Genomic DNA, 21,825 nt, shown 5'->3' with positions numbered 1-21,825 from the left:
CATCTCGCTTAGGTGTTCGGTCGGTCGGTGTTCAGCTTGGACGCGAATACAGCCGCTTGTGTCCGCCGCTCCATTCCGAGCTTGGCCAATAACCGCGAGACATAGTTTTTCACCGTTTTTTCTGCCAGGAACATGCGCGCGGCGATCTGTTTGTTGGTCAGGCCCTCACTGAGCAGGCCCAGCAGCGTCCGCTCCTGATCGGTCAGCTCGGACAGCGGATCGGTACGTTCGGCAGCGCCGCGAAGCCTCGCCATCAATGCCGCAGCAGCCCGGTTGTCCAGCAGCGACTTGCCGGCACCGACTTCCTTGATGGCCTGGGCCAGCTCCATGCCCTTGATGTCTTTGACGACGTATCCGCTGGCGCCGGCCAGCACCGCGTCGAGCATCGCCTCATCCGAGGTGAAAGAGGTCAACATCAGGCAACGCAGCTCGGGTAGGTCCGACAGCAGATCCCGGCATAGCTCGATTCCGCTGCCGTCAGGCAGGCGGACGTCGAGCACGGCAACGTCGGGCCGCGCCGCCGGTATGCGCGCCATCGCTTCGGAGACCGAGCCGGCTTCGCCGACCACCTCCAGCTCTGGATCCGATTCGAGCAAGTCAACGATCCCGCGGCGGACCACCTCGTGGTCGTCGACCAGGAAGACTCTCACCATGGCGTGCCCCCTCCGTGAGACGCGTTGACGGTTATCATGCTCGCTCATTCTCACAGGTGTGGTCGATTGAGGACCAACACCACACAGTCGGAATTCGCCAGCGCAGCATTTCCTGCCGGCCCGAGAACCTCCTGCACGACGCCAGGGCCGCGGGCATCGACGACAAGTAACTGTGCCTCTGCAGCGTGCGTGGCCAGATAGTCGGAAATCGTGCCGTGGGCGGCAACCGCTTCCGCCTGGAGGTCGGGATAGCGCCGCCGCCATCGGGCCAACCGCCTGTTCAACTGCGCGAGTATCCGGCGATCACCCTCGCCCGCGGCCTCCGGGTCCACGCGCGGAGGTTGCCAACTGGTGATCACTCGTATCGGGGCATTGCGCAGGCGTGCCTCGTTGACCGCGGTTTCCAGCACCACCCCGTCGTCGGGGGAGCGGCCCACTTCGACGAAGATCCAGTTGCCGTCAGGACGGGTTGGACGACCATGTCCGCGGATGACCGCCACCGGGCACTGCGCTGAGGTAGCTACGCCGACGGCCGTCGAGCCAACCCGCCCAGGCCGAAAGTGGTTGGCACCCATAGCACCGACACACACCATCGCCGCGCGCCGCGAGGTCTGCACCAGCGTGCTCATTGCTCGCCCCCTGGTGAGCTCGACTTCTAACTTCACAGGTTTGCCGGTGGCCTCTACGGCTGCGATTACATGACGGATGGCGCTCTCGGCAATGGCGAACTCCCGGGCTGTGTCGTTGGAGCCCCGGTCCTCGCCATCGAGCGCATGAACGAGGCGCAGCGGAATGTCCCGACTGATTGCCTCGTCGACAGCCCACAGGGCAGCGCGTAGCGCTGCAGTTGAACAGTCGACGCCCACCACCACCCCTGACGGTGTTTGCGAACAGTTCATCATGATCTCCGGACGTTGGCCGTGACGACGTAGGGCGAGCCGACAGCCGTGCGGCAAGGCTATCGACAACCCGGCAGGGTCTTTAGTGGCCGTTGGTCCTCGGTTTGCCGGCCGTTGGTCCCGATGTGCCCGGATCGGGCGCAGTATCGACCGCGGCTTGATGACAACCGGCACGCACGACAGGGCCTTTCGCCTCTGGAACGATCAGGGAGCGGCGAGAAGCATCACGTGCGATGGGATTGCCATGCAAGCGAGGTGTTGTGATGTTGAGGTTCACGCTCGACCCGTGGCGCTGGTGGCCGGTTCGTTGGTTTACGCGTAATCCCTTGGTCCGCAAGAGTGATCGGGTTGAAGCGTTGGTGATCATGTTTGCGATCATGGCGTCGCTGGGCGCCGCACCCGTTGCTGGAGCGGTCGGCAGCGCTGTCTACGCCGCCGGCCATCAGCTGTATGCGCACGAGGCTTTGACTCGCCACCCGGGCACCGAGAGCGCAGTCGGTAGCAACCGTACAGAACGGGTCGATCCCGGCACCGCCGTACCCGTCGACCAAGCCAAAGCCGATCAGACAAGCAAGGTTTGGATTGACAACGATGGCAAGCAGGTTGCCCCTCCGACACCGACATCGGTTGCCGCGACCGAGGGGATCATCGCCGCCGCAGCGACGCTACTGGCTGTGGTCATCCCCGTTGCGACATTTGCGCTATGCGTGCACTCACGGCTGCGTCGGATTCGCTACGCCGAGTGGGAACGGGAGCTACGATGCTTGGTCAGCGATGACGGCGGCCGCAACAACAGGAGCTACGGGTGAACGAAAGCGGCGAAGCCGCCGACACGGAAAGACCATGCCCCGCAGGCAGTGAACAACCTGCGATGCTGGATACGGCCGGACTGAGCCGGCTCGTTGCAGTGCTGATCGAGCGCGGCTATCGGGTAATCGGCCCGACAGTGCGGGACAACGCGATCGTGCTGGCTGAGCTGGGGTCGGCCGAAGACTTGCCGCGCGGATGGGGCGTCGACATCAGTCCCGGGCATTATCGGCTGCGGCGCCGCGATGATGACGCGGCGTTGGCACACTCGGCCGGACCGCAGTCCTGGAAGCAATTTCTGCACCCGCCCCGGCAGCTTCTGTGGTCCGGTGATCGCAGCGGCGAAACGAACGCTACTGCCACAGAGGAGATTCCGCGATACGCGTTCCTTGGCGTGCGCGGCTGCGACCTCGCCGCAATCGCGACGCTGAATCGAGTGCTTGGCGTTGGCAGGTTTCCAGATGGGTCATTCGTCCAGCGGCACCGGCAGATCTTCGTGGTGGCCGTGAATTGCACGGAACCGGGGAGTCTGTGTTTTTGTGCCTCCATGGGAACCGGTCCAGCGGTCGGTCCGGGTTACGACTTGGCGTTGACTGAGCAAATCGACGGCGGCGGGCGCCGCTATCTCGTTCACGTCGGCACCCAGGAGGGCGCCGACGTGCTCGCGGTAATACCGCACCGCGAAGCCAGTGTCAGCGAAATCCACTGTGCCAGAGGTGATGTCGAGGCAGCGTCACACCGAATGGGCCGCCAGATGCCGGAGGCGGATCTTCGGGAGCTGCTGATCCGTTCACGCGAGTCGGCGCAGTGGGAGGAGGTGGCCAGCCGCTGCCTGACCTGCGGGAACTGCACGATGGTGTGCCCGACGTGCTACTGCACCAGCACCGACGACGTCACAGATCTGACCGGTAAGCACGCCGAGCGCTGGCAGCATTGGGCATCATGCCATGAGTTCGACTTCACCTACATCCACGGCGGCGGCAGCACCCGCCAGTCCGGCGCATCTCGCTACCGACATTGGCTGACACACAAGCTGGGTACGTGGCATGACCAATTCGGGATGTCGGGCTGTGTAGGCTGCGGGCGCTGCATCGCTTGGTGTCCGACCGGTATCGACATCACCGAGGAGATGAACAAGATGGCCGGCGCCGACACTGATGCTCACTGACGACGGCGCCCTGCAATTTTCGGCCCACCCTCCCATGGCGCCGATCCCCTACCGGGTCCGAAGCCGCGTCGAGGAGAACCGGGATTCGGCGACATTGTGCCTGGAACCGCTCGGGCAGACGTTACGAACCCCGCAGCCAGGCGAGTTCATGATGCTCTACGCATTTGGTGTGGGCGAGATAGCGGTCTCAATCAGCGGCGACCCCACCGCCACCGACGGAACGATCACCCACACCGTCCGCGCCGTCGGAGCGGTCAGCCGCGCATTACACGACGCGCAGGTGGGCACCGTGATCGGCGTACGAGGCCCGTTCGGCACCACGTGGGGACTGGCCGAAGCCGTCGGCCGGGATTTGGTCATGGTCGCCGGCGGCGTGGGGTTCTGTCCGCTGCGCCCGGCGGTGCTGGGCGCGATGGCCCACCGGGCAGACTACGGACGGCTGGTGCTGATCGTGGGTGCGCGCTCGATGTCGGATTTCGTGTTCAGCGGGCAGCTCGACGAGTGGGCCGTGCATCCGAAGATCGAGCTGCATCTCACCGTCGATGTCCCGGTTCAAGGCTGGTCGGGCGAGGTAGGTTTCGTCACCGAGCCGCTGCGCCGGCTGGCGCTGGATCCCGGTCGCACGACGGCATTTCTGTGCGGACCGGAGCCGATGATGCGATTTGCCGCCGAAGCATTGCTGGATAAGGGCATGACACCAACCGACATCCGCGTCTCGCTGGAGCGGAACATGCAGTGCGGCATCGGCTGGTGCGGCCACTGCCAGCTCGGCCCGCTGTTGCTGTGCCGCGACGGCCCCATTGTCGGCTATGACGTCGCCGGCCCGCTGCTTGCGGTCAAGGAGCTGTAGATGGGCACACCCACATTGGCGGTCTGGAAGTTCGCGTCCTGCGACGGCTGCCAGCTGACCCTGCTGGACTGCGAGGACGAGTTGCTCACGCTGGCCGCACAGGTCAAGATCGCCACCTTCCTGGAAGCCTCCAGTGCGATCGTCGGCGGACCCTACGACATGTCGCTGGTCGAAGGATCGATCACCACTGAAGCCGACGAGCGGCGAATCCACGAAATCAGGGACCAGTCGCGAGTGCTTGTCACCATCGGAGCGTGCGCCACCGCGGGCGGGGTCCAGGCGCTGCGGAACTTCGCCGACATCGCCGAATTCACCTCCGTCGTCTACGCCAAACCTGAATACATACACACTCTGGCGACATCGACGCCGGCGTCGGCGCACGTCAAGGTCGACTATCAACTGCAGGGATGCCCGATCGACCGCGGGCAGCTGCTCGACACTTTGGCGGCACTGCTGATCGGACGCAAACCTCGGCTGCCGGCCAAGACGGTGTGCACCGAGTGCAAACTACGTGGCGTGACCTGTGTCCTCGTCGCTGACGGCACTCCTTGTCTCGGCCCGGTCACCCACGCGGGCTGCGGAGCGCTGTGTCCCAGGCATCGTCGTGGCTGCTACGGCTGTTTCGGCCCGTCCGCTGTGCCGCAGACCTCGACGCTGATCCCGCTGCTGCGCCGCGACGGGATGTCAGAGGACGACGTCAATCGGGTGTTCTCGACGTTCAATGTTGCCAACTTTGCTGCCGAGCGGAGTGACACATGAGTGACGGCGCCCGCACGCTGAGCGTCGGCGCGCTGACCCGGGTGGAAGGCGAAGGCGCTGTTCACGTCGTGTTGCGCGATGGGGCGTTGGAGAGCGTCGAGCTGAACATCTACGAGCCGCCAAGGTTTTTCGAGGCCTTCCTGCGCGGCCGGTCGTACACGGAGCCGCCGGACATCACCGCCCGGGTCTGCGGCATCTGCCCGGTGGCTTACCAGGTCAGCGCCTGCAATGCGATCGAAGACGTATGCGGAGTCACGCTTGACCCGTCGCTGGTCGCGCTGCGGCGACTGCTGTACTGCGGGGAGTGGATCCACAGTCACGTGCTGCACATCTACCTGCTGCATGCACCCGATTTTCTCGGCTACCCGGATGCCATCGCCATGGCGCGCGACCAGCGTGGGGTCGTGGAACGTGGCCTGCGGCTGAAGAAGGCGGGCAACCGGCTGATGGAGTTCATCGGTGGGCGGGCGATCCATCCGATCAACGTCCGGCTCGGCGGGTTCTACTCGGTGCCTACCCGCGCGGAGCTGGCGGCGCTGGCCGAACAGCTGCGTCTAGCATTCGACGACGCGATGGCCACGGTCAGTTGGGTGTCCGGATTCGAGTTCCTCGACATGGAACTCGACCACGAACTATTGGCATTGAGCCAGGCAGATACTTACCCGATCGAGAACGGCACGATTGCGCGCAGCGCCGGACCGCCTTTCGAGGCTGCTGAATTCAGCGATCACGTTGTCGAATCGCAGGTGACGTACTCCACCGCGCTGCACGCGACCCTCGACGGCGGCCGCTATCTCACCGGCCCGCTCGCGCGCTACTCGCTGAACTCCTCGGCGCTCTCACCACTCGCCTGGGAAGCCGCCACCGGTGCCGGGCTCGGGCCCGAATGCCGAAACCCCTTCCGCAGCATTGTTGTTCGAGCAGTCGAGGTGGTGTACGCGATCGAAGAAGCGCTGCGCATCATCGACGAGTACGAGCGTCCTCCCCGCCCGTTCGTCGACGTGCCGGCCCGCGCAGGGGTTGGCCACGGTGTCAGCGAGGCGCCGCGGGGACTGCTGTATCACCGATACCAGATCGACGACGCCGGGCTTATCCAAAACGCCACCATCATCCCGCCCACGTCACAAAACCAGGCTGCGATCGAAGCCGATCTGGCGAAAGTTGTGTACGAGAATCTATTGCTGGACGACGGCGAATTGACAGCGTTGTGCGAGAGGGTGATTCGCAGCTACGACCCCTGCATTTCCTGTTCGGCCCACTTTCTGAGGCTCACGGTGGATCGCCGTTGAACACCGTCGTCATCGGTGTCGGCAACGAATATCGTCGCGATGACGGTATCGGGCCGGCTGTGGCCGCGGCCATCGGTGAGCTGGCCCTGCCTGATGTTCGGGTTCTGATCGGAATTGAAGACCCAATGCGCCTGCTCGACACGTGGTCCGGCGCAGCGCTGGCAGTCGTCATCGATGCAGCGATCACAACAGCCTCGATGCCTGGCCGCATTCGTCGGATCACCGCAGACGCCCTGGCATCGACGACCACGATAAGTACGCACAACTTCGATGTCGCCGAGGCATTCGCGCTGGGCCAGGCGCTGGGCCGGGTGCCTCATCAACTGGTGCTGTTCGCCGTCGAGGTCGCTGACACCAGCCACGGCATCGGTCTGACCCCGCAAGTGTCGGCTGCGGTGCCTGCAGTGGTCACCGCGGCTGTCGCCGAAATCGCCGGCGTCACTGAGCAAACCGGCGGTTGAACCGGGCGTCGGATCACACCTCTGTCGGCTCTGGCACAGTCTCGAATAGACGCTCCACATCGGCGCGGTTACAGGGGGCCGTCCCGGGTGTCATCAACATCGCCGCGCCGGCAGCGATTCCAAAGCGCAGCGACTTCTCGATCGGCCATCCGTGGCTGAGCCCGACAGTGATCGCCGCAACCATCGCGTCACCGGCTCCGACACCGCTGCCGGAACGCATGGGAAGTGCAGAAAACCGTTGATTCTTAAGCGGTGTCACCAGCAGCGCGCCGTTTGACCCCAGCGAGACGACAATGATTTGGGCGCGCCCGCGCTGGATAAGCTCCTGTGCCGCCGCGACTTGATCCGACTCGCTGGTGAGGTCACATCCGACGCATTCGCGCAGTTCTCGCACGCTGGCTTTCAACAGGAATACTCCGGAGGTGATGTGCTGTAAGCCGCCGCCGGATGTGTCGAGAATCAGCAGCGTCCCCAGCTCGGTGCAGATATCTGCGATGCGCTGATAGTAGGCGGCGGGGACACCTGGCGGCAGGCTTCCGCTTGCCACAACGAACTCAGCCGACCGCGCCGCTATCCGCAGTTCGTCCAGGCATTGCGCCTGTTCAGCGAAGCTCAGCCGGGGGCCGGGAAGGATGAACCGATACTGCTGTCCGCTGCAGGCCTCGTTGACGGTGAAACTTTCCCGGGTAGCCTCGGCGATCTTGATGCGGCGGAACGTGACACCCGCCGCGCGAACGAAATCGGTAACCACGTCGCCGCTCTGACCACCGGCGGGGAATATTGCCGACACCGATGCGCCGAGCACGTGCGCGATGCGTGCCACATTGATGCCGCCGCCGCCGGCGTCATACCGGGCACCGTGGCAGCGGACTTTCTCGGTGGGCCGCACCCGCTCGGCAGTCGTCGTGATATCGAGGGCCGGGTTCATCGTCAACGTCACAATCCGTGATCCACTCGGGGAAGGCCGTGTCGGCGGTTTCATTTCGTCTCACTCCGTATCGCTGTCAACTCGGTCTCTATAGGCGGGACCGCCCCCTCGTCTCAGTCGCACTTGATCTGGATGTGCTTTTCGGCAGGCTTCGCTGTGGCGACGGGAACCGACATCGTGAGGATGCCCTTGCATGAGGCCTCCTTGATTTTCGGTCACTGGCGATTCGATCCGATCAGTTGACGATTTACCCCGGTAGGGACGGAAGTCCCGCGTTGGGGGGCCGTTTGTCGGCGCGGCGACAAATGACCCGCCGGCGACCACGGAGCCGTTTGGGCACCGCTGTCGGGGATCAATGCGTCCCGGCAGCCGGCCCAGCGACGAACGCCCTGCGGGCGTGGGACTTCGGTCCCTAGTTCCGTTTGCCTGCCACCCTCAAGATGAAGTCGACACGAAGCTTGTGAGACCGCGTTACGAAACAGGAGTCATGGAGGCAACGCAATGAATGAATTGCGGCCGAGTACTTTCCCCAATTGGAAACTGTTCGCCGGCGCAGTGGCGGTAGCCGTGGTCTCAGGTGTCATCGGGGCAACAGCCGTGCTGGCTGTCGATCCCACCGGCTGCGATGTGTCGACCGCCTGGCCCGAGGCCGGCCTACTAACTTCGGCTCTCGAACGTGCCGCCGCCAAGGCGGTGCCGAGCGTGGTCAAGCTGGAGGAAGGCACCGATCGCCTGTAAGCGCGGGCTCGGGCATTGTGTTGAGCAGCGACGGGCTGATCCTGACCGACAGCCATGTCGCCTCTGTTTTCGGCAACCGCCGCAGCGTCGATGGCTCGACGAAACCCTCGGCTATCTTCGCCGATGGCCGCACCGCACCGTTCAGTCTCGTCGGTAAGGATTCGGCTACCGACGTGGCGGTCCTTCGCGCAGAAGGTATTTCCGGACTGATCCCGATCACGCTCGGTTCTTCGGCCAACCTTCACGTCGGCCAGAAAGTAGTGGCGGTCGGGTCGCCGCTGGGACTGCAAGGCACGGTGTCCGCCGGCATCATCAGCGCGCTACACCGCCCCGTGCCCACTATTGGCGACTCCACTAAACGCCAGACCGTGATCGACGCGATCCAAACCGATGCCGCGATCAACCCTGGAAGTTTCGGTGGAGCATTGATCGACAGCAACGGCGACCTCATCGGGGTGACCTCGCTGTTCGCGACGATAGGAAACTTGTTTTTCGGACCCAGCGGTTCGATCGGGTTGGGGTTTGCTATTCCAGTCGATCAAGCCAAACGCATCGCGGCCGAGTTGATCGCCACCGGCAAGGCATCCCATGCCTATTTAGGTGTGCAGTTAGCCGACGACACTGGCACCCGTGGCGCCAAGATCCTCGAGACGCAACGCGGCAGCCCCGGGCAGCGGCCGGGCTCAACGCCGGCGCGGTAATCACCAAGATGGACGAACGAGTAATCACTAGCGCCGATGCCCTGGTCGCGGCGGTCCTGTCGAAAGCTCCCGGCGACACGGTGAGCGTTACTTTTACCGATAACGCGAGCGCCACCCGCAACGCACGCATAACCCTTGCCTCCGAACGCGATTGGTGGCAGTGACGGCAGAGCAACGTCCGGCGGCGAGCACTAGCAGGGATCGCTGCTTCAGCTGGTGCGGTGAACGATCAAGGGCGCTTTCGCCGATTGTGCAAGAGCAGAGCTCACCGAGCCCAATAGCATGCCGGGAAATCCACCTCGGCCACGGCAGCCGACCACCACGAGCTGGGCATGTGTGGATTCCTCAATGAGCCAGTGGGCAGGCTTGTCACAGACGAGCTGTCGCCGCACATGTACATCGGGATATTGTTCTTGGAAGCCGGCCAACTGTTCGGCCAGCACTTCCGCACCTCTGGTTTCGTAGTCCCGCCAATCCATGCCGAGGACCGGAAAGACACCGACATCGCTCCATGCATGCAACGCGACCAGCTCCACCTTGCGGCGCGACGCCTCGTCGAATGCCAACTCGATAGCCCCGTGCGAGGCCGGCGACCCGTCAACGCCCACCAAGACCGGAGCTTTATCGTTGGCCGAACTCCCACCGGCATGGATGACCGCGACCGGGCAGTGCGCATGGCGCACCAGACCACTGCTGACGGAGCCCAGCAGAAACCTGCCCAAAGCCCCCATCCCCCTACTACCAACGACGACCATTTGGGCCTCGGAGGAGGCGCCGATGAGCATAGGCACGACGGGCGAATACACCACCTCGGTGCACAGCTGCTGCCAGTCGGATTCGCCCACAGCGGCTAACACCGTCTTGCGGGCTTGTTCGATGACGTCGCGAGCGTTCTCGTCCCACGCCACTGCGAGCTCTGCTTGCCTGGAAGGGGTGGGCCAATCGGGGACTGGAGCGACGACGTGCATCAGGGTAAGCCGCGTATCGCGCATCACCGCTTCGCGAGTACCGAAACGAACAGCGGCGTCCGACTCCAGCGACCCGTCGACACCGACCAGTATTCCGTACTTCATTGCTGGGGGAGACATTAGGTGCCTTTCCGACTTATGGCTGGCGCTGTCCTTGATGCCCAACCGTTGGCATCACCCTCCTCGCCGAGGCAACGCAGCGATCAGCGGCGTATCCACCCCCACTGGGCCGATAGTGGCGGCCCCACCCGGCGAGCCCAGTGGACCTTCTCGTCCAGGCAAAGTTTCCCGGAAGAATGCGGCGTTGTCGGCGAGGTGCTGTTGCTGGTCTTCCGGCAAATCGGTTTCATAGAAGATCGCCTCCATGCGGCAAATGAGCTTGCACGCACCGCAATCCACGCACTCGTCTGGGTTGATGTAGAGCGAACGAGCGCCTTGGTAGATGCAGTCGACTGGACACTCTTGTACACAAGACTTGTCCGTCACGTCAACACAGGCCCTGCCGATCACATAGGTCATGCGCCAAAGCCTACTGTCGTCGGCCTGCTGAAGACCGGGGCAGAAGGACCACTTCCTATGGGACTAATGACCCATCTACACAGCCGGTGACGCCGGTGCCATATCAGCGGTGACGCTACTTCGGTTGCAGTGCTGCGCAATTAGCTGACTCAGCATGTGGGCACCTGCGATCGTCAGCGAAGTGCATCTTGCAGGCGAACCTCGGGTGGCGAGCTCATGCGCCGTGTGCTGATTTTCTGCCGGAATGGTCATGGATGACAAGCATCCTGATCGCCCTGCACCAAAAGCTCGGGTCCAAAGCCCGGCTCCTCAAGGACCAACGGCCCTGGAACCCTATCGCGAAATCCTTAGCGTCGAAGGTATGACCAGGGTATTGGAACCCGAAGTGATCCGCGACGCGGTGATGCTGGCCTCTCGCGCGCCTTCGCTGCACAATAGCCAGCCGTGGCATTGGGTGGCCGAAGGCGACCGGCTTCAGCTGTTCTTGGAGCGCAGGCTGCTGGTGCAGGTTACCGATCCCACGGCCAGAGAATTGCTCCTTAGCTGTGGCGCGGTACTCGATCATCTGCGGGTGGCGATGGCGGCTTCCGGCTGGGACAGCACCGTCGACCGGTTCCCGGACCCCGATAACCCGGACCATTTGGCAACGGTCCGCTTCAGTCCGCTGGCGTCAGTCAGCGATGCAGACCGGCAGCGGGCCCGGGCGATCCTGCGACGGCGTACCGACCGGTTGCCGTTCGGCCCGGCGAGGCGTTGGCAGTCGCTGGAAGGCCAGCTGCAAAGCCAGGTTGACGGCCGTATTGTGACGCTTAGCGTGATACCCGACGATGATCGCGAGCAGTTGGCGGAGGCTTCCCGGCTCACCGAAGCCCTTCGCCGTAATGACCCCTCCTACCAAGCCGAACTACACTGGTGGACATCACCGTTCGATTTGGACCACGGTGTCCCGCCGAGCGCACGGTTGTCCGCATCCGAAGCCGGCCGTGTTGATGTGGCGCGGGCGTTCCCGACAACCGGGTATGAGGAGCGGCGTCCCGGGATCGACGTGGATCACTCGAAAATCCTCGTGCTGTCCACGGGCGATGACAGCCCGTCGCAGGTATTCCGTTGTGGCGAGGCGTTATCCGCTGTATTGCTTGAGTGCACCCTTGCCGGGATGGCGACGTGCACCCTTACGCACATGATCGAAGTATCGCCGGCCCGAGAGCTGATCCGGCGGCTCAGCGGACAAGCCGGGCTGCCGCAGCTGTTGATCCGGGTGGGCAGCATACCGGCAGTCGAGCGCCAGATACCGCTCACACCCCGCCGTCCCCTTAGCGACGTCTTGGAGTTCCGGCGCTAGCAATGCTCGCCCGTCATTAAGGAGATGCCGATGCGCAATCATTGGCTGGTGATGGATATTTCGGGCGAAGGAGCTGCGCCATTCAGTACCCGTGTGGCTGGCGCCGGCCGCCGTCTTCCGCCGACACATCTCACGACAGATGAGTTGATGTCGACCACACGTCATCACACCCATATCGATCTCCAACGACTGACAGGTATACGCGAGCGTCGCGTCTCGACCGGCGACGAGGACTCCTACAGTCTTGCCAACATGGCGGCCGTCGACTGTCTGGCCAGCGCGCAGCAGGATCCCGTGTCGATCGATGTAGTGATCAACTGCAGCATCACTAAATTCCGCGGCGGTCTTACACAATGGCTGGAGCCGTCGATGAGCAGTGCTGTCGCCCACGCGATCGGCGCCGAGAATGCGACGACCTTCGACATCTCCAACGCCTGTGCCGGAATGCTGACCGGCGTCACTGTGCTCAACAACTGGATTCGACAGGGAACCGTCGAGCGCGGTCTGGTGATCAGCGGCGAATACATCTCTCCCCTCGGCCAGAACGCGGCCCGGCACATCCGCAACATCATGAGCAAAGAACTAGCCTCACTGACGCTCGGTGACGCGGGAGCGGCGCTGCTGCTTGAGCGTGCGGCGCCGGGATCGGGTGGGATCGTCCTGGCCGGCTTCACCACTGTTGCCGACTACAGCCGTCTGTGCCTGGCTTATCCGAAGGGCCGGGATCCGGGGGCCCGCATGTTCACTGATTCTCGGGGAATCCATCGTGCAGCGATTTCGAACACCCCGCTTCTGCTCCACGAAGTCCTTGACACAGCCGGGATTTCGATTCACGACATCGACCACGTGATTACCCATCAAACCTCAGCGCGCGCCATTCGCAAAGGCATGGCTGCGATGTCCGCGTCGTTTGGCGACAGCCCTCGCCACGATGCGGTGATCACCGTGGATCGATACGGAAACACTGCCTCAACCACCCATACGGTCGCACTTGTCGAAGAACTCGAAGCCGGCCGCATCCAGCCGGGAGAGACCGTGGCACTGATCGCTTTGGCGTCAGGCCTGGAGATCGGCGTTGTTTTGCTCACTCTGGACGAGGATCTTGTGAAGCGCTATGGGCACCGTTATTGAACATCTCGACGTCATTCGTGGCGGTTGGCGTACCAGACACAGTGCGCTGCGGCTGGCCGTTTCGGCGGCGCACAGATGTCTGCGTCAGGCTGGGCGAATCGCCGACGACGTCGATCTTTTGGTAAACGCAGGAATTTACCGCGATCGCAATCTTGGGGAACCCGCGCTCGCGGCGCTCATCCAGGACGATATCGGCGCCAACGCGGAAGATCCTCATGCCGGCGGACATGGCACATTCTCCTTCGACATTGCCAACGGCACGTGCGGAGTGCTCACGGCGCTGCAGATCGTTGACGGATTTCTCCGGTCGCGCACCATCGATTGCGCCTTAGTTGTGGCCAGCGATGCCGATCCCGGGCATGGGATGAGCGAGCACTTCCCATTCCCGCCAGTCGGTGCGGCACTGTTGTGCAGCTGGACGGGCGACGGTGAAGGCTTAGGCCGATTCCATTGGAAGAATTGCCCTGACGATGGCGAGAGCTTTCGCGCCACGGTCGGGCTCGGAGATGCACGTAACGTTGTTCGATTCAGCGCATCTGTCACGCAGGAACGGCAATTCGCCGTCGCTGCGGCCGAGGCGGCTCGCGGCTGTCTCGATGAGTCCGCGCTCGAAATCGGCGATATCGATGTGATCGTCGCCGCCCCCGCCCTCCCCGGATACCGCGCCGCTCTCGCGACGGAACTCGGAGTGGGTGTCGAACGGATCACTGTCGCAGCAGAGGAAAGAAGCCATACCGCTTCCCTTGCCGCGGCACTCCACCGGACTATCGGTCAGCTGCCACCGGGCGCCCGGATCCTGCTCGTCGCCGCCGGCGCGGGGATAACTGCTGGGGCCGCAATCTATTGCCAGCCCAGTCCGCGTCACACGTCCATGCAAGCGGCCATCATAAACCGCCCACCAGGGGCAGTTTAGAGAAGGCGAAGCGATGCCTACCAGGAGATACCCGCGGATCCCAGAACACCGGCAGTTGACTCGATTGCAGGTGTATGACGTGGCTTCTGCGCTATGGCCCTGGCGCCACCATTCGTTTCGGAAGCGTCGGCGTCTCGACTCTTCAAGTGCGAATGGAACAGCTGGCACGTCCGGCCGGCAGACTACAGCTGCGAACCGCAAGCGCCCGCAGGTGCGGAGAAGCTGACGAACGGCCTCGACGAGACGGGACTTCGGTCCCTATCGCAGGGCGGCGGTCGATTGATCGGATAGCTTCCTGGCATTGCCATCTCGACCGACTCCGGATACCAGATAGAGGTAAAGCAATGAACTCGTCACAACAGCCGGACGACAGGACCCACATGTTCGCCCGCGTAATCGGCCCGTACCTCGTTGTCGTCACCGCCACGGCGGTGGCTCGCAGCTCCGACATGCGAACGCTGCTTTCGGAGTTCAGCGAGAACTTCGTGTGGCCCTGGGTAACCGGCGCGTTCGTCCTGATGAGTGGCATGGTCGTGGTTGCGCTTCACCAGTATTGGCGAGGCGCTGCTGCGGTCATCGTGTCTGTCCTGGGCTGGTTGACCGTGCTAAAGGGCGTGTTTCTGATGGCCTTTCCCCGCACCTACATCTCGGCCGCCTCCTCGATGCTCGACACCACCGCGTGGTGGTGGAGCGGCTTCGTCGTCGTGGGACTGATCGGGTTGTATTTGACGTATGTCGGCTGGGCCCCTGCAGTGAGCCGTCCGACACCCCAGGCGGCACTTTCGACCCCCGACCTACCCCACGCCGCGTGATTAACTACCCCAGTGTTCGGTCGCGGTCAGGGGCGCTCTGAAGCTGAGGGCAACCTTTCGGCAGGACAACTCGCCCTTTGTGCCAGCGGCGCAGTAGGTACCGACGGAATTCGTCTGCCCCCCAGACCACGAACGGGAAGGGCAGCAGCACCAGCAGGTCCGTGGCCGGCAGCGCCTCGGTGCCGAGCAGGGCCTGCAATGGCGGGGTGTAGACGAATATGGCGGCCAGGCCGATTTCGGCGGCAATGGCGGCGAGCAGGTACTTGTTGCTAAACACCCCCACGGACCGCAGCGAAGCGCGCTGGGTGCGCACGGCGAATGCGGTACCGATCTGGCCGACGATCATGCCGAGCAGGGTCATCGTGGTCGCTTGTCGGTAAACGCGATGCAGATGCGTGCCTGTGTCGACCGATACGCCAGGATGCCAGCCTGCTTTGAGCAGAATGTAGAAGAAGCCACCCAATGACAGCCCGGCGACGATCACGCCCAGAAACAGCCACGCGCGCAGCAACATTGGTGCACGGATGATGCCTTCGTTGCGCGGCCGCGGTGGACGGTGCATGATACCCGGCTCGGCCGTTTCGCGACTGAGCGACAGCGCCGGCAGTGTTTCACTTCCGACGTCGAAGGCGAGCAGCTCCAAGATCGTCAGCGGCAGTGGGATAGCCCCGCCGCTGAGGGCGAACACCATGAAAGGAGCCACTTCGGGGACCGCGTGCGCGAAGATGTAGACGATGAATTTGCGGACGTTGTCGTAGATGCGCCGGCCTCCTTGCACCGCGGCGACGATCGAGCCAAAGTCGTCGTCGGTGAGCACCATCGTCGCGGCTTCCCGAGCGACATCCGTGCCGGAAAGGCCCATTGCCACACCGATGTCGGCCCGGCGCAGCGCGGGCGCATCGTTGACACCGTCACCGGTCATCGCGACGACATGGCCGTCGCGGCGTAGCGCTTCGGCGATGTGCAGCTTGATCTCCGGCGAGGCGCGGGCGAAGATCACCTCCGGCTGCTCGCGTATGAGCGCGGCTAACTGGTTTTCGTCAAGTTGCTCGAAATCTTCGTCGGTGATGATTGTCGGGTGCGAGCCTGTGATGCCGATGCGCTCTGCGATGGCCGCGGCGGTCAGCGGATGATCGCCGGTGATCACGATGATCCGGATGCCGGCGGTGCGGCACTGCGCGACCGCCTCGACCACGCCCGGCCTGGGTGGATCGAGCATGGCTATCAAACCGGTAAGGCACAGATCCTGTTCGGCGAGGGTTCGCCGGTGCGGCGGTCGCTTTTTCGGCGGTAGCGGCCGCTGCGCGAAACCCAGGACCCGCAACCCTTCCGCAGCGAAGGCGTTGACGACATGTTCGACACTGCGTCGTTGCGAATCGTCGAGGGGCTGCGGTTGACCGTCAGTGTCGAGGATGCGGCTGCATCGCGGCAGCAGCGCCTCGGGTGCGCCTTTTGTGTGCACGACCGGTGACCCGTCATCGGACCTGTCGATGGTCGACATCAGCTTCACTTCGGGGTCGAAGTGAAATTGCCAGCGCCGGCGGGCTTCTCGTGCCGCCGCACCTGTCTCTGCGCCGAGAATACGAGCCGCTGAGAGCACCGCGATCTCGGTAGGGTCGCCGGTCGGTCCCTTAGCCTCCTGGATGCGGGCGTTGTTGCAGCTCGCCGCGATGCGGCCCAGCGACTCAAGCGTGGGACACTCCAAGGTGTCGAGATGGTCGCTGTCGAGATCGATTCGGCCCGATGCGGTCCACACCGCGACCGGGTTCATGCAGTTTTGAGTAAGCGTGCCGGTCTTGTCGGTGCAGATCACGTCCGTGGAGCCAAGGGTTTCCACTGCGGAAAGTCGTTTGACCAGTGCGCCGCGCTTCGCCAACTCGCGCACCGCTACCGCTAGTGCCAGGGTGATCACCGGCAGCAATCCCTCAGGCACCATGCCGGCCAGCAGGCCCGCGGCGAACACCAGAGAGTTGATCAAGGTCAGATGGGCCGCAATTGTGGCCACCGGGATGAACGACAACGCCAGCATGACCGACACCGCGGCAATCAGCCAGGCCGCCCGCCTGACTTGACGCTCCAACGGGCTCGGGTCGGGTTTGACGCGCTCGGACAGCGCCGCGATCCGACCGATCTCGGTGGCCATGCCGGTGGCGAATGCCACTCCCCTGGCCTCACCGCCCGTGCAGCTGGTTCCGCTGAACACCAACTCGTGTGCGCTCAGCAATGGCACATTCACGTCGATCATTGCCGCTGATCGCAGCGCAGGCACGGATTCCCCGGTCAGCGCCGACAAATCGACTTGGATGGCACCGGCCAATAACCGGATATCGGCGGCGACGCGATCCCCCTCCTGGATTACCACGATGTCGCCGGGAACCACCTGCGTCGCGTCGATTTCCACGATGGCGCCGTCGCGCTGAACATTGGCCCGTTGTGGCAAGTACTTGGCCAGCGCCTCCACTGCCCGTTCAGCCTGTAGTTCCTGTACGAAGGAGAAGGCTGCATTCAGCATGATGATCAACACCACGGCGGATGCCACCACATGCGAGCCGACGATCACCAGCAATCCGGCGGCCACCCATAGCAGCAACGCCAGCGGATGGGTCAACTGGCGCACCAATGCCGTTGGCCACTCGCGGCCGCTGCGTCGCTGCAATTCGTTCGGCCCGTACTGCAATAGGCGCCGCTTGGCTTCGGTCTCCGACAGCCCTTTGGGTGTGCTGCGCAGATCACGCAGCAGCAGATCGGCAGTTTCTTCCGGGTCGAGCGTGGCCGGCGATACCCATTCGTGGTTGTGGCTGTGCACGTCGCCATCCTGACGACAGCTTTGCCGGTGGGCCAGAGGCCGATGCCAGCAGTCTTAAGTGACTTTTGGCCTTACGAACCGACGAATTCCCCGGTTTGCTCGATAGGCTTGCCGGTCATGTCGACGTCGATCGTCGCCGGGCTCACCGACGCGGAAGTGGCCCAGCAGATTGCCGACGGAAAAACCAATGACGTTCCCAGCCGGGCGACGCGCAGCGTGGCCGACATCGTCCGAGGCAACATCTTTACCCGAATCAACGCCATCCTGGGCGTGCTTTTCGCCATCGTGGTGGCGACCGGCTCGCTGATCAATGGGCTATTCGGGCTTTTGATCATCGCCAACAGCGTCGTCGGCATGGTGCAGGAACTTCGCGCCAAGCAGACACTGGACAAACTAGCGATCGTGGGACAGGCCAAGCCGCTGGTGCGCCGGGCCGATCAGACCCGTGAACTTCTGCCTAACGAGGTAGTGCTCGGCGACATCATCGAGCTGGGTCCTGGCGATCAGGTCGTCGTCGACGGTGTGGTGGTCGAGGAATCCAGTTTGGAGATCGACGAGTCGCTGCTCAGCGGTGAGGCGGACCCGATTCTGAAAGACATTGGCGACCCGGTCATGTCTGGCAGCTTCGTCGTGGCTGGAGGCGGTGCCTATCGGGCCACGAAGGTCGGACGCGACGCCTACGCGGCCCGGCTCACCATGGAGGCCAGCAAGTTCAGTCTGGCGCGCTCGGAACTGCGCGCTGGAATCAACAAGATCCTTCAACTGATCACGTATCTGCTGATTCCCGCCGGGCTGTTGATCATCTACACCCAGCTTTTCACGACCCACGTCGGCTGGCGGCAGTCGGTGCTGCGCATGGTAGGGGCATTGGTGCCGATGGTTCCCGAAGGTTTGGTGCTGATGACATCGATCGCGTTCGCGGTCGGCGTCGTCCGCCTCGGCCAGCGCCAATGTCTGGTGCAGGAGTTGCCTGCCATTGAAGGCCTCGCCCGGGTCAACGTGGTGTGCGCCGACAAGACCGGCACGCTGACCGAGAACCGGATGCAGGTAGCCGACATGCAGCCGCTGGACACCGCGCCGGACGTGGGCATGGTCATCGATGCACTCGCTTCGATGGCTGCCGACGATCCCCGTCCGAACGCCAGCATCCACGCCATCGCCGAGGCGTACCATAACGCCCCGGGCTGGACCGTCACCGCGACCGCCCCGTTCAAGTCCGCTACCAAGTGGAGCGGGGTGTCCTATGCCAAGCACGGCAACTGGGTTCTCGGCGCGCCCGATGTGCTGCTTGAACCGTCGTCAGCGGTCGCCGAACAGGCCGAGGAGTTCGGATCCCGCGGGTTACGGGTGCTCTTTCTGGGCTCCACCGACCTGCCGGTCAACCATCCCGACGCGCCGGGTCGCGTCGTGCCGGCCGCGTTGATCATGCTGGAACAGCGGGTGCGGCCCGACGCCCGCGAGACCTTGGATTACTTTGCTGCTCAGCATGTTTCGGTCAAGGTCATCTCGGGTGACAACGCTGTATCGGTGGGTACGGTGACGTCTGCGCTGGGGCTTTCGGGGCAGACACTGGACGCCCGCCAGCTACCCACCGATGCCGATGAACTGGCTGACGTGGTCGAGCAGTACTCCATATTCGGCCGGGTCAGTCCCGACCAAAAGCGCGCAATGGTGCGTGCCTTGCAATCCCGCGGCAACAGCGTCGCAATGACCGGTGACGGGGTCAACGACGTGCTGGCCCTCAAAGACGCCGACGTCGGCGTCGCAATGGGAGCGGGAAGCTCGGCTGCACGCGCGGTCGCTCAAATTGTGCTGCTGGACAACAACTTCGCCACGCTACCGTACGTAGTAGGCGAAGGCCGCCGCGTGATCGGCAACATCGAACGGGTATCGAATCTCTTCCTGACCAAGACCGTGTACTCGGTACTGCTCGCATTGCTGATCGGTATTGGGGGTCTGGGCGCCAAAGCATTCGGCATCAACGTGTTGTCTTTTCCGTTCCAGCCGATTCAGGTGACAACCGCAGCCTGGTTCACCATCGGGGTGCCGGCATTCATCCTTTCGCTGGCTCCCAACAACGAACGTGCGCAGCCCGGTTTCGTCCGCCGAGTTATCAGGGCCGCGGTGCCCAACGGCGCGGTCGCCGGTGTCGCGACTTTCGCGTGTTATCTGTTGGCGTTCCGAGGGGCGGCCGCCACGCCCGTTCAGCAGATGCAGGCGTCGACGTCGGCGCTGATCACCCTCCTAGTGATCGCGGTGTGGGTCCTTGCGGTGGCGACTCGCCCGTATACGTGGTGGCGGGTGGTACTGGTTGCACTGTCCGGCGCCGCATACGTAGTGATTTTCAGCATCCCGTGGGCCCGGGACAAGTTCATGCTCGATCCCACGAACATCGCATTGACCGCCACGGCGCTCGCACTAGGTGTGGTCGGCGCCGCGATACTCGAGGCACTGTGGTGGTCACAGCGCACCCCGAGCGGAGCGCCGCCTCGGTTGTGGCGCCGCCCCGCAGACTGATGCGGGCTGCCAACTCGACCGCCCGCTCCTATGCGCGGCGTTTCAGGCGAGCGTGGACTCAGGAGACGGTTCCGGCCCAAAGCGGAAGCGCCTGCCTGTCAAGGAAATTGGGACAACGCGAACGTAATGCTGCTTCAACGTTGCGGTCCATGGCAGCAGCTGTGCCGACTCGGCCTCTTCGATCTCCTCGCGTGTACGCAGCATGCGGGCTGTGCCCTTTACGATGACGCTCCAGCCTTCAGCGACATTGTGGTCGTCGGCCTCGAAAAGCACACGATTGTTAATTGCGGCGCTGACCAACTTGGTGCCCTCCGCCGTGCGAAAGAGCACAGTGCGTCGCTGCACGACGAAGTTGACCGGAAAGATCTCCGGCTCGCCTTGGACGCTGGTGACCAGGCGCCCTAACGTCACGCTCGCGAGCAGGTTCCAGCTTTCGCTTGCCGAAAGGATGGTGACGGGTTCATCGGTCGCGGACATCGTGGCCCTCACCGGCCTGGGGCGGTAGCAGCGGGACGGCACACCGCGATTTCAGCGTCTTTCTGGTTTCAGTCACGTCGTTAACCTAGACACCATCTGGTGCCAAAACAACCAAGCGAGCGCCGGCACATAGTCCCCACGTTCCCAAGCGGACCCGTCGTCATGCAGGGCGAGCATTACGCCCGCGTACTCGGGGCTATGTCGCAGCAGCGCGGATGCGGACTGGACGACGTCCGCCACGGCAAGCAGGTATTTGACCACGTCGGCGGCGGCAACCACACCTGTGGTCGCGGCCAATGAGGCATGTAACCGTCGGTGCAGCAGCGCAATCCAGGTCAGTGGCAGCCTCATTTCGGCAGCGGTCGACAACGGAATGTCGGGTGCCGGCGAGAGCCTCTTGCAGTCAATGTCGGGCTCCAGGAATCGGTTGAACAGCACCTGCCTCACGCTATGCCGGATTCCAGCGGCTCTGAAGCGTCGTTCGGCCCTCAACCTGAGGACTTCAGACCCTGCTCACGGGCAGAAACCGGGGCGCACAGTGACGATATGGAGCATTTGTCGGCACTGGACGCAAGTTTTCTCGAAGTCGAGGACTCCGATCCACATGTGAGCCTGGCAATTGCGGGGGTGTCGATTGTGGCCGGGCCGGTTCCACGCTACGAGGAGCTTGTCGCAGCCTTCGCCGAACGGGTAGCCAACGTCCCTCGCTGCACGCAAGTTTTGCGTACCCATCCCCTAGATCTCGGCCCGCCCGACTGGGTGGAGGATTCGCACTTCGACATCATGCATCACATGCACCGCGCCGCGCTGCCAGAGCCCGGCGCTGACGCCGCCTTGTTTCAGCTGATCGCGAACGTGATGCAACATCGGCTCGACCGTGAGCGTCCCCTCTGGGAGTGCTGGATCATCGAGGGCCTCATTCGCAACAGGTGGGCAATCCTGATGAAATTGCATCACTGCATCGCCGACGGGATCGCCACAACTCAGATGCTGGCGAAGCTCAGCGACGGGGGCGCCGAGGATACGTTTGCGGAAAGAATACACGCCGCCAAGGTGCCGGATAGCCCTGCGCTGCACTTGCCGTCGA

Annotated in this window: 21 protein-coding genes and 2 pseudogenes (1 of these 23 running past the window's edge); 15 read left to right on the top strand and 8 right to left on the bottom strand. The window is 63.5% G+C overall.

Translation table 11 applies throughout. From position 1 onward, the window contains the following. Positions 1 to 8 precede the first annotated feature (8 nt). Together dosR and ACFE99_RS00755 are read right to left on the bottom strand one after the other, a co-directional pair. Positions 9 to 653 carry a hypoxia response regulator transcription factor DosR/DevR gene (gene dosR / locus ACFE99_RS00760; RefSeq protein ID WP_375481471.1) on the bottom strand — a complete coding sequence of 215 codons (645 nt, stop codon included), beginning with the start codon at positions 651 to 653 and terminating at the stop codon, positions 9 to 11. A 50-nt stretch (positions 654 to 703) separates the two neighbouring features. Further along, complete coding sequence (locus ACFE99_RS00755) at positions 704 to 1,552, bottom strand: universal stress protein (RefSeq protein ID WP_375481469.1); 849 nt, start codon at positions 1,550 to 1,552, stop codon at positions 704 to 706. A 263-nt stretch (positions 1,553 to 1,815) separates the two neighbouring features. Here ACFE99_RS00755 and ACFE99_RS00750 point away from each other — a divergent pair, with 263 nt between their 5' ends. The 6 genes from ACFE99_RS00750 (at position 1,816) to ACFE99_RS00725 (ending at position 6,886) form a co-directional block, all read left to right on the top strand. Beyond that, positions 1,816 to 2,361, top strand: coding sequence for a hypothetical protein (locus ACFE99_RS00750; protein WP_375481467.1), 546 nt, complete (start codon positions 1,816 to 1,818; stop codon positions 2,359 to 2,361). A gap of 62 nt (positions 2,362 to 2,423) precedes the next feature. Continuing rightward, positions 2,424 to 3,527: a 4Fe-4S dicluster domain-containing protein gene (locus ACFE99_RS00745; RefSeq protein ID WP_375481499.1), complete on the top strand. Its 1,104-nt coding sequence runs from the start codon at positions 2,424 to 2,426 to the stop codon at positions 3,525 to 3,527. Between the two features lie 34 nt (positions 3,528 to 3,561). Then, a complete protein-coding gene (locus ACFE99_RS00740) occupies positions 3,562 to 4,377 on the top strand; it encodes an FAD/NAD(P)-binding protein (protein ID WP_375481497.1) in 816 nt (271 codons plus the stop codon). After that, the gene (locus ACFE99_RS00735) at positions 4,378 to 5,136 is read left to right on the top strand and encodes an oxidoreductase (protein WP_375481465.1); all 759 of its coding nucleotides are present in this window, start codon (positions 4,378 to 4,380) and stop codon (positions 5,134 to 5,136) included. Further along, complete coding sequence (locus ACFE99_RS00730; protein ID WP_375481463.1) at positions 5,133 to 6,425, top strand: Ni/Fe hydrogenase subunit alpha; 1,293 nt, start codon at positions 5,133 to 5,135, stop codon at positions 6,423 to 6,425. The genes ACFE99_RS00735 and ACFE99_RS00730 overlap by 4 nt, the downstream gene beginning before the upstream one ends. Then, positions 6,422 to 6,886, top strand: a complete 465-nt coding sequence (locus ACFE99_RS00725; protein ID WP_375481461.1) for a hydrogenase maturation protease — start codon at positions 6,422 to 6,424, stop codon at positions 6,884 to 6,886. Before ACFE99_RS00730 ends, ACFE99_RS00725 begins: the two co-directional genes overlap by 4 nt. A 13-nt stretch (positions 6,887 to 6,899) precedes the next feature. Here ACFE99_RS00725 and ACFE99_RS00720 read toward each other — a convergent pair whose 3' ends face one another. Next, complete coding sequence (locus ACFE99_RS00720; protein ID WP_375481459.1) at positions 6,900 to 7,868, bottom strand: 1-phosphofructokinase family hexose kinase; 969 nt, start codon at positions 7,866 to 7,868, stop codon at positions 6,900 to 6,902. Positions 7,869 to 8,315: 447 nt separating this feature from the next. Here ACFE99_RS00720 and ACFE99_RS00715 point away from each other — a divergent pair, with 447 nt between their 5' ends. The 3 genes from ACFE99_RS00715 to ACFE99_RS00705 are packed head-to-tail and all read left to right on the top strand — an operon-like array spanning position 8,316 to position 9,417. Then, positions 8,316 to 8,552, top strand: a complete 237-nt coding sequence (locus ACFE99_RS00715; protein WP_375481457.1) for a hypothetical protein — start codon at positions 8,316 to 8,318, stop codon at positions 8,550 to 8,552. Between the two features lie 17 nt (positions 8,553 to 8,569). After that, complete coding sequence (locus ACFE99_RS00710) at positions 8,570 to 9,253, top strand: S1C family serine protease (protein WP_375481455.1); 684 nt, start codon at positions 8,570 to 8,572, stop codon at positions 9,251 to 9,253. Positions 9,254 to 9,261: 8 nt separating this feature from the next. Next, complete coding sequence (locus ACFE99_RS00705; protein WP_375481452.1) at positions 9,262 to 9,417, top strand: hypothetical protein; 156 nt, start codon at positions 9,262 to 9,264, stop codon at positions 9,415 to 9,417. Positions 9,418 to 9,462: 45 nt separating this feature from the next. Here ACFE99_RS00705 and ACFE99_RS00700 read toward each other — a convergent pair whose 3' ends face one another. Both ACFE99_RS00700 and fdxA read right to left on the bottom strand, forming a co-directional pair. Further along, positions 9,463 to 10,341: a universal stress protein gene (locus tag ACFE99_RS00700; RefSeq protein WP_375481495.1), complete on the bottom strand. Its 879-nt coding sequence runs from the start codon at positions 10,339 to 10,341 to the stop codon at positions 9,463 to 9,465. A gap of 54 nt (positions 10,342 to 10,395) precedes the next feature. Then, positions 10,396 to 10,740 carry a ferredoxin gene (gene fdxA, locus ACFE99_RS00695; RefSeq protein ID WP_375481450.1) on the bottom strand — a complete coding sequence of 115 codons (345 nt, stop codon included), beginning with the start codon at positions 10,738 to 10,740 and terminating at the stop codon, positions 10,396 to 10,398. Between the two features lie 361 nt (positions 10,741 to 11,101). On the opposite strand from fdxA, the gene ACFE99_RS00690 reads away from it, so the two are divergent. The 4 genes from ACFE99_RS00690 to ACFE99_RS00675 all read left to right on the top strand — a co-directional run bounded on the left by ACFE99_RS00690 (position 11,102) and on the right by ACFE99_RS00675 (position 14,938). Further along, complete coding sequence (locus ACFE99_RS00690; protein ID WP_375481448.1) at positions 11,102 to 12,082, top strand: Acg family FMN-binding oxidoreductase; 981 nt, start codon at positions 11,102 to 11,104, stop codon at positions 12,080 to 12,082. Positions 12,083 to 12,112: 30 nt separating this feature from the next. Further along, on the top strand, positions 12,113 to 13,213 hold the full coding sequence (locus ACFE99_RS00685; protein WP_375481446.1) for a 3-oxoacyl-ACP synthase III family protein: 1,101 nt from the start codon (positions 12,113 to 12,115) through the stop codon (positions 13,211 to 13,213). Further along, complete coding sequence (locus ACFE99_RS00680; protein ID WP_375481444.1) at positions 13,197 to 14,126, top strand: 3-oxoacyl-[acyl-carrier-protein] synthase III C-terminal domain-containing protein; 930 nt, start codon at positions 13,197 to 13,199, stop codon at positions 14,124 to 14,126. The genes ACFE99_RS00685 and ACFE99_RS00680 overlap by 17 nt, the downstream gene beginning before the upstream one ends. A 380-nt stretch (positions 14,127 to 14,506) precedes the next feature. Further along, the gene (locus ACFE99_RS00675; protein ID WP_375481493.1) at positions 14,507 to 14,938 is read left to right on the top strand and encodes a hypothetical protein; all 432 of its coding nucleotides are present in this window, start codon (positions 14,507 to 14,509) and stop codon (positions 14,936 to 14,938) included. A gap of 4 nt (positions 14,939 to 14,942) precedes the next feature. Here the strand turns inward: ACFE99_RS00675 and ACFE99_RS00670 are convergent, their stop codons facing one another. Beyond that, complete coding sequence (locus ACFE99_RS00670) at positions 14,943 to 17,744, bottom strand: cation-translocating P-type ATPase (RefSeq protein ID WP_375481442.1); 2,802 nt, start codon at positions 17,742 to 17,744, stop codon at positions 14,943 to 14,945. A gap of 117 nt (positions 17,745 to 17,861) precedes the next feature. On the opposite strand from ACFE99_RS00670, the gene ACFE99_RS00665 reads away from it, so the two are divergent. After that, positions 17,862 to 20,261 carry an HAD-IC family P-type ATPase gene (locus ACFE99_RS00665; protein WP_375481440.1) on the top strand — a complete coding sequence of 800 codons (2,400 nt, stop codon included), beginning with the start codon at positions 17,862 to 17,864 and terminating at the stop codon, positions 20,259 to 20,261. Positions 20,262 to 20,303: 42 nt separating this feature from the next. On the opposite strand, the gene ACFE99_RS00660 is transcribed toward ACFE99_RS00665, so the two are convergent. Then, positions 20,304 to 20,738, bottom strand: a complete 435-nt coding sequence (locus tag ACFE99_RS00660) for a pyridoxamine 5'-phosphate oxidase family protein (protein WP_375481438.1) — start codon at positions 20,736 to 20,738, stop codon at positions 20,304 to 20,306. Between the two features lie 72 nt (positions 20,739 to 20,810). Further along, positions 20,811 to 21,176, bottom strand: a pseudogene (locus ACFE99_RS00655) (hypothetical protein); the annotation flags it as partial. A 108-nt stretch (positions 21,177 to 21,284) separates the two neighbouring features. Between ACFE99_RS00655 and ACFE99_RS00650 the strand changes: the two are divergent. Then, positions 21,285 to 21,825 (top strand): annotated as a pseudogene (locus ACFE99_RS00650) (wax ester/triacylglycerol synthase family O-acyltransferase); it runs 848 nt beyond the window's last position.

The sequence above is a fragment of the uncultured Mycobacterium sp. genome (assembly GCF_964249325.1).
GTDB lineage: Bacteria > Actinomycetota > Actinomycetes > Mycobacteriales > Mycobacteriaceae > Mycobacterium.
Note: the sequence above shows the minus strand (reverse complement) of the source record. Positions and strands in the feature narration are given on the sequence as shown.

Excerpts from the sequence above, each read along its gene's own strand:
- ACFE99_RS00745 (WP_375481499.1), top strand. The coding sequence starts at position 2,424 with ATGCTGGATACGGCCGGACTGAGCCGGCTCGTTGCAGTGCTGATCGAG.
- ACFE99_RS00705 (WP_375481452.1), top strand. The coding sequence starts at position 9,262 with ATGGACGAACGAGTAATCACTAGCGCCGATGCCCTGGTCGCGGCGGTC.
- ACFE99_RS00750 (WP_375481467.1), top strand. The coding sequence starts at position 1,816 with ATGTTGAGGTTCACGCTCGACCCGTGGCGCTGGTGGCCGGTTCGTTGG.
- ACFE99_RS00755 (WP_375481469.1), bottom strand. The coding sequence starts at position 1,552 with ATGAACTGTTCGCAAACACCGTCAGGGGTGGTGGTGGGCGTCGACTGT.
- ACFE99_RS00700 (WP_375481495.1), bottom strand. The coding sequence starts at position 10,341 with ATGTCTCCCCCAGCAATGAAGTACGGAATACTGGTCGGTGTCGACGGG.
- ACFE99_RS00715 (WP_375481457.1), top strand. The coding sequence starts at position 8,316 with ATGAATGAATTGCGGCCGAGTACTTTCCCCAATTGGAAACTGTTCGCC.
- ACFE99_RS00690 (WP_375481448.1), top strand. The coding sequence starts at position 11,102 with ATGACCAGGGTATTGGAACCCGAAGTGATCCGCGACGCGGTGATGCTG.
- ACFE99_RS00675 (WP_375481493.1), top strand. The coding sequence starts at position 14,507 with ATGTTCGCCCGCGTAATCGGCCCGTACCTCGTTGTCGTCACCGCCACG.
- ACFE99_RS00660 (WP_375481438.1), bottom strand. The coding sequence starts at position 20,738 with ATGTCCGCGACCGATGAACCCGTCACCATCCTTTCGGCAAGCGAAAGC.
- ACFE99_RS00730 (WP_375481463.1), top strand. The coding sequence starts at position 5,133 with ATGAGTGACGGCGCCCGCACGCTGAGCGTCGGCGCGCTGACCCGGGTG.
- ACFE99_RS00680 (WP_375481444.1), top strand. The coding sequence starts at position 13,197 with ATGGGCACCGTTATTGAACATCTCGACGTCATTCGTGGCGGTTGGCGT.
- ACFE99_RS00720 (WP_375481459.1), bottom strand. The coding sequence starts at position 7,868 with ATGAAACCGCCGACACGGCCTTCCCCGAGTGGATCACGGATTGTGACG.
- ACFE99_RS00665 (WP_375481440.1), top strand. The coding sequence starts at position 17,862 with ATGTCGACGTCGATCGTCGCCGGGCTCACCGACGCGGAAGTGGCCCAG.
- ACFE99_RS00740 (WP_375481497.1), top strand. The coding sequence starts at position 3,562 with ATGGCGCCGATCCCCTACCGGGTCCGAAGCCGCGTCGAGGAGAACCGG.
- ACFE99_RS00685 (WP_375481446.1), top strand. The coding sequence starts at position 12,113 with ATGCGCAATCATTGGCTGGTGATGGATATTTCGGGCGAAGGAGCTGCG.
- fdxA (WP_375481450.1), bottom strand. The coding sequence starts at position 10,740 with ATGACCTATGTGATCGGCAGGGCCTGTGTTGACGTGACGGACAAGTCT.
- dosR (WP_375481471.1), bottom strand. The coding sequence starts at position 653 with ATGGTGAGAGTCTTCCTGGTCGACGACCACGAGGTGGTCCGCCGCGGG.
- ACFE99_RS00735 (WP_375481465.1), top strand. The coding sequence starts at position 4,378 with ATGGGCACACCCACATTGGCGGTCTGGAAGTTCGCGTCCTGCGACGGC.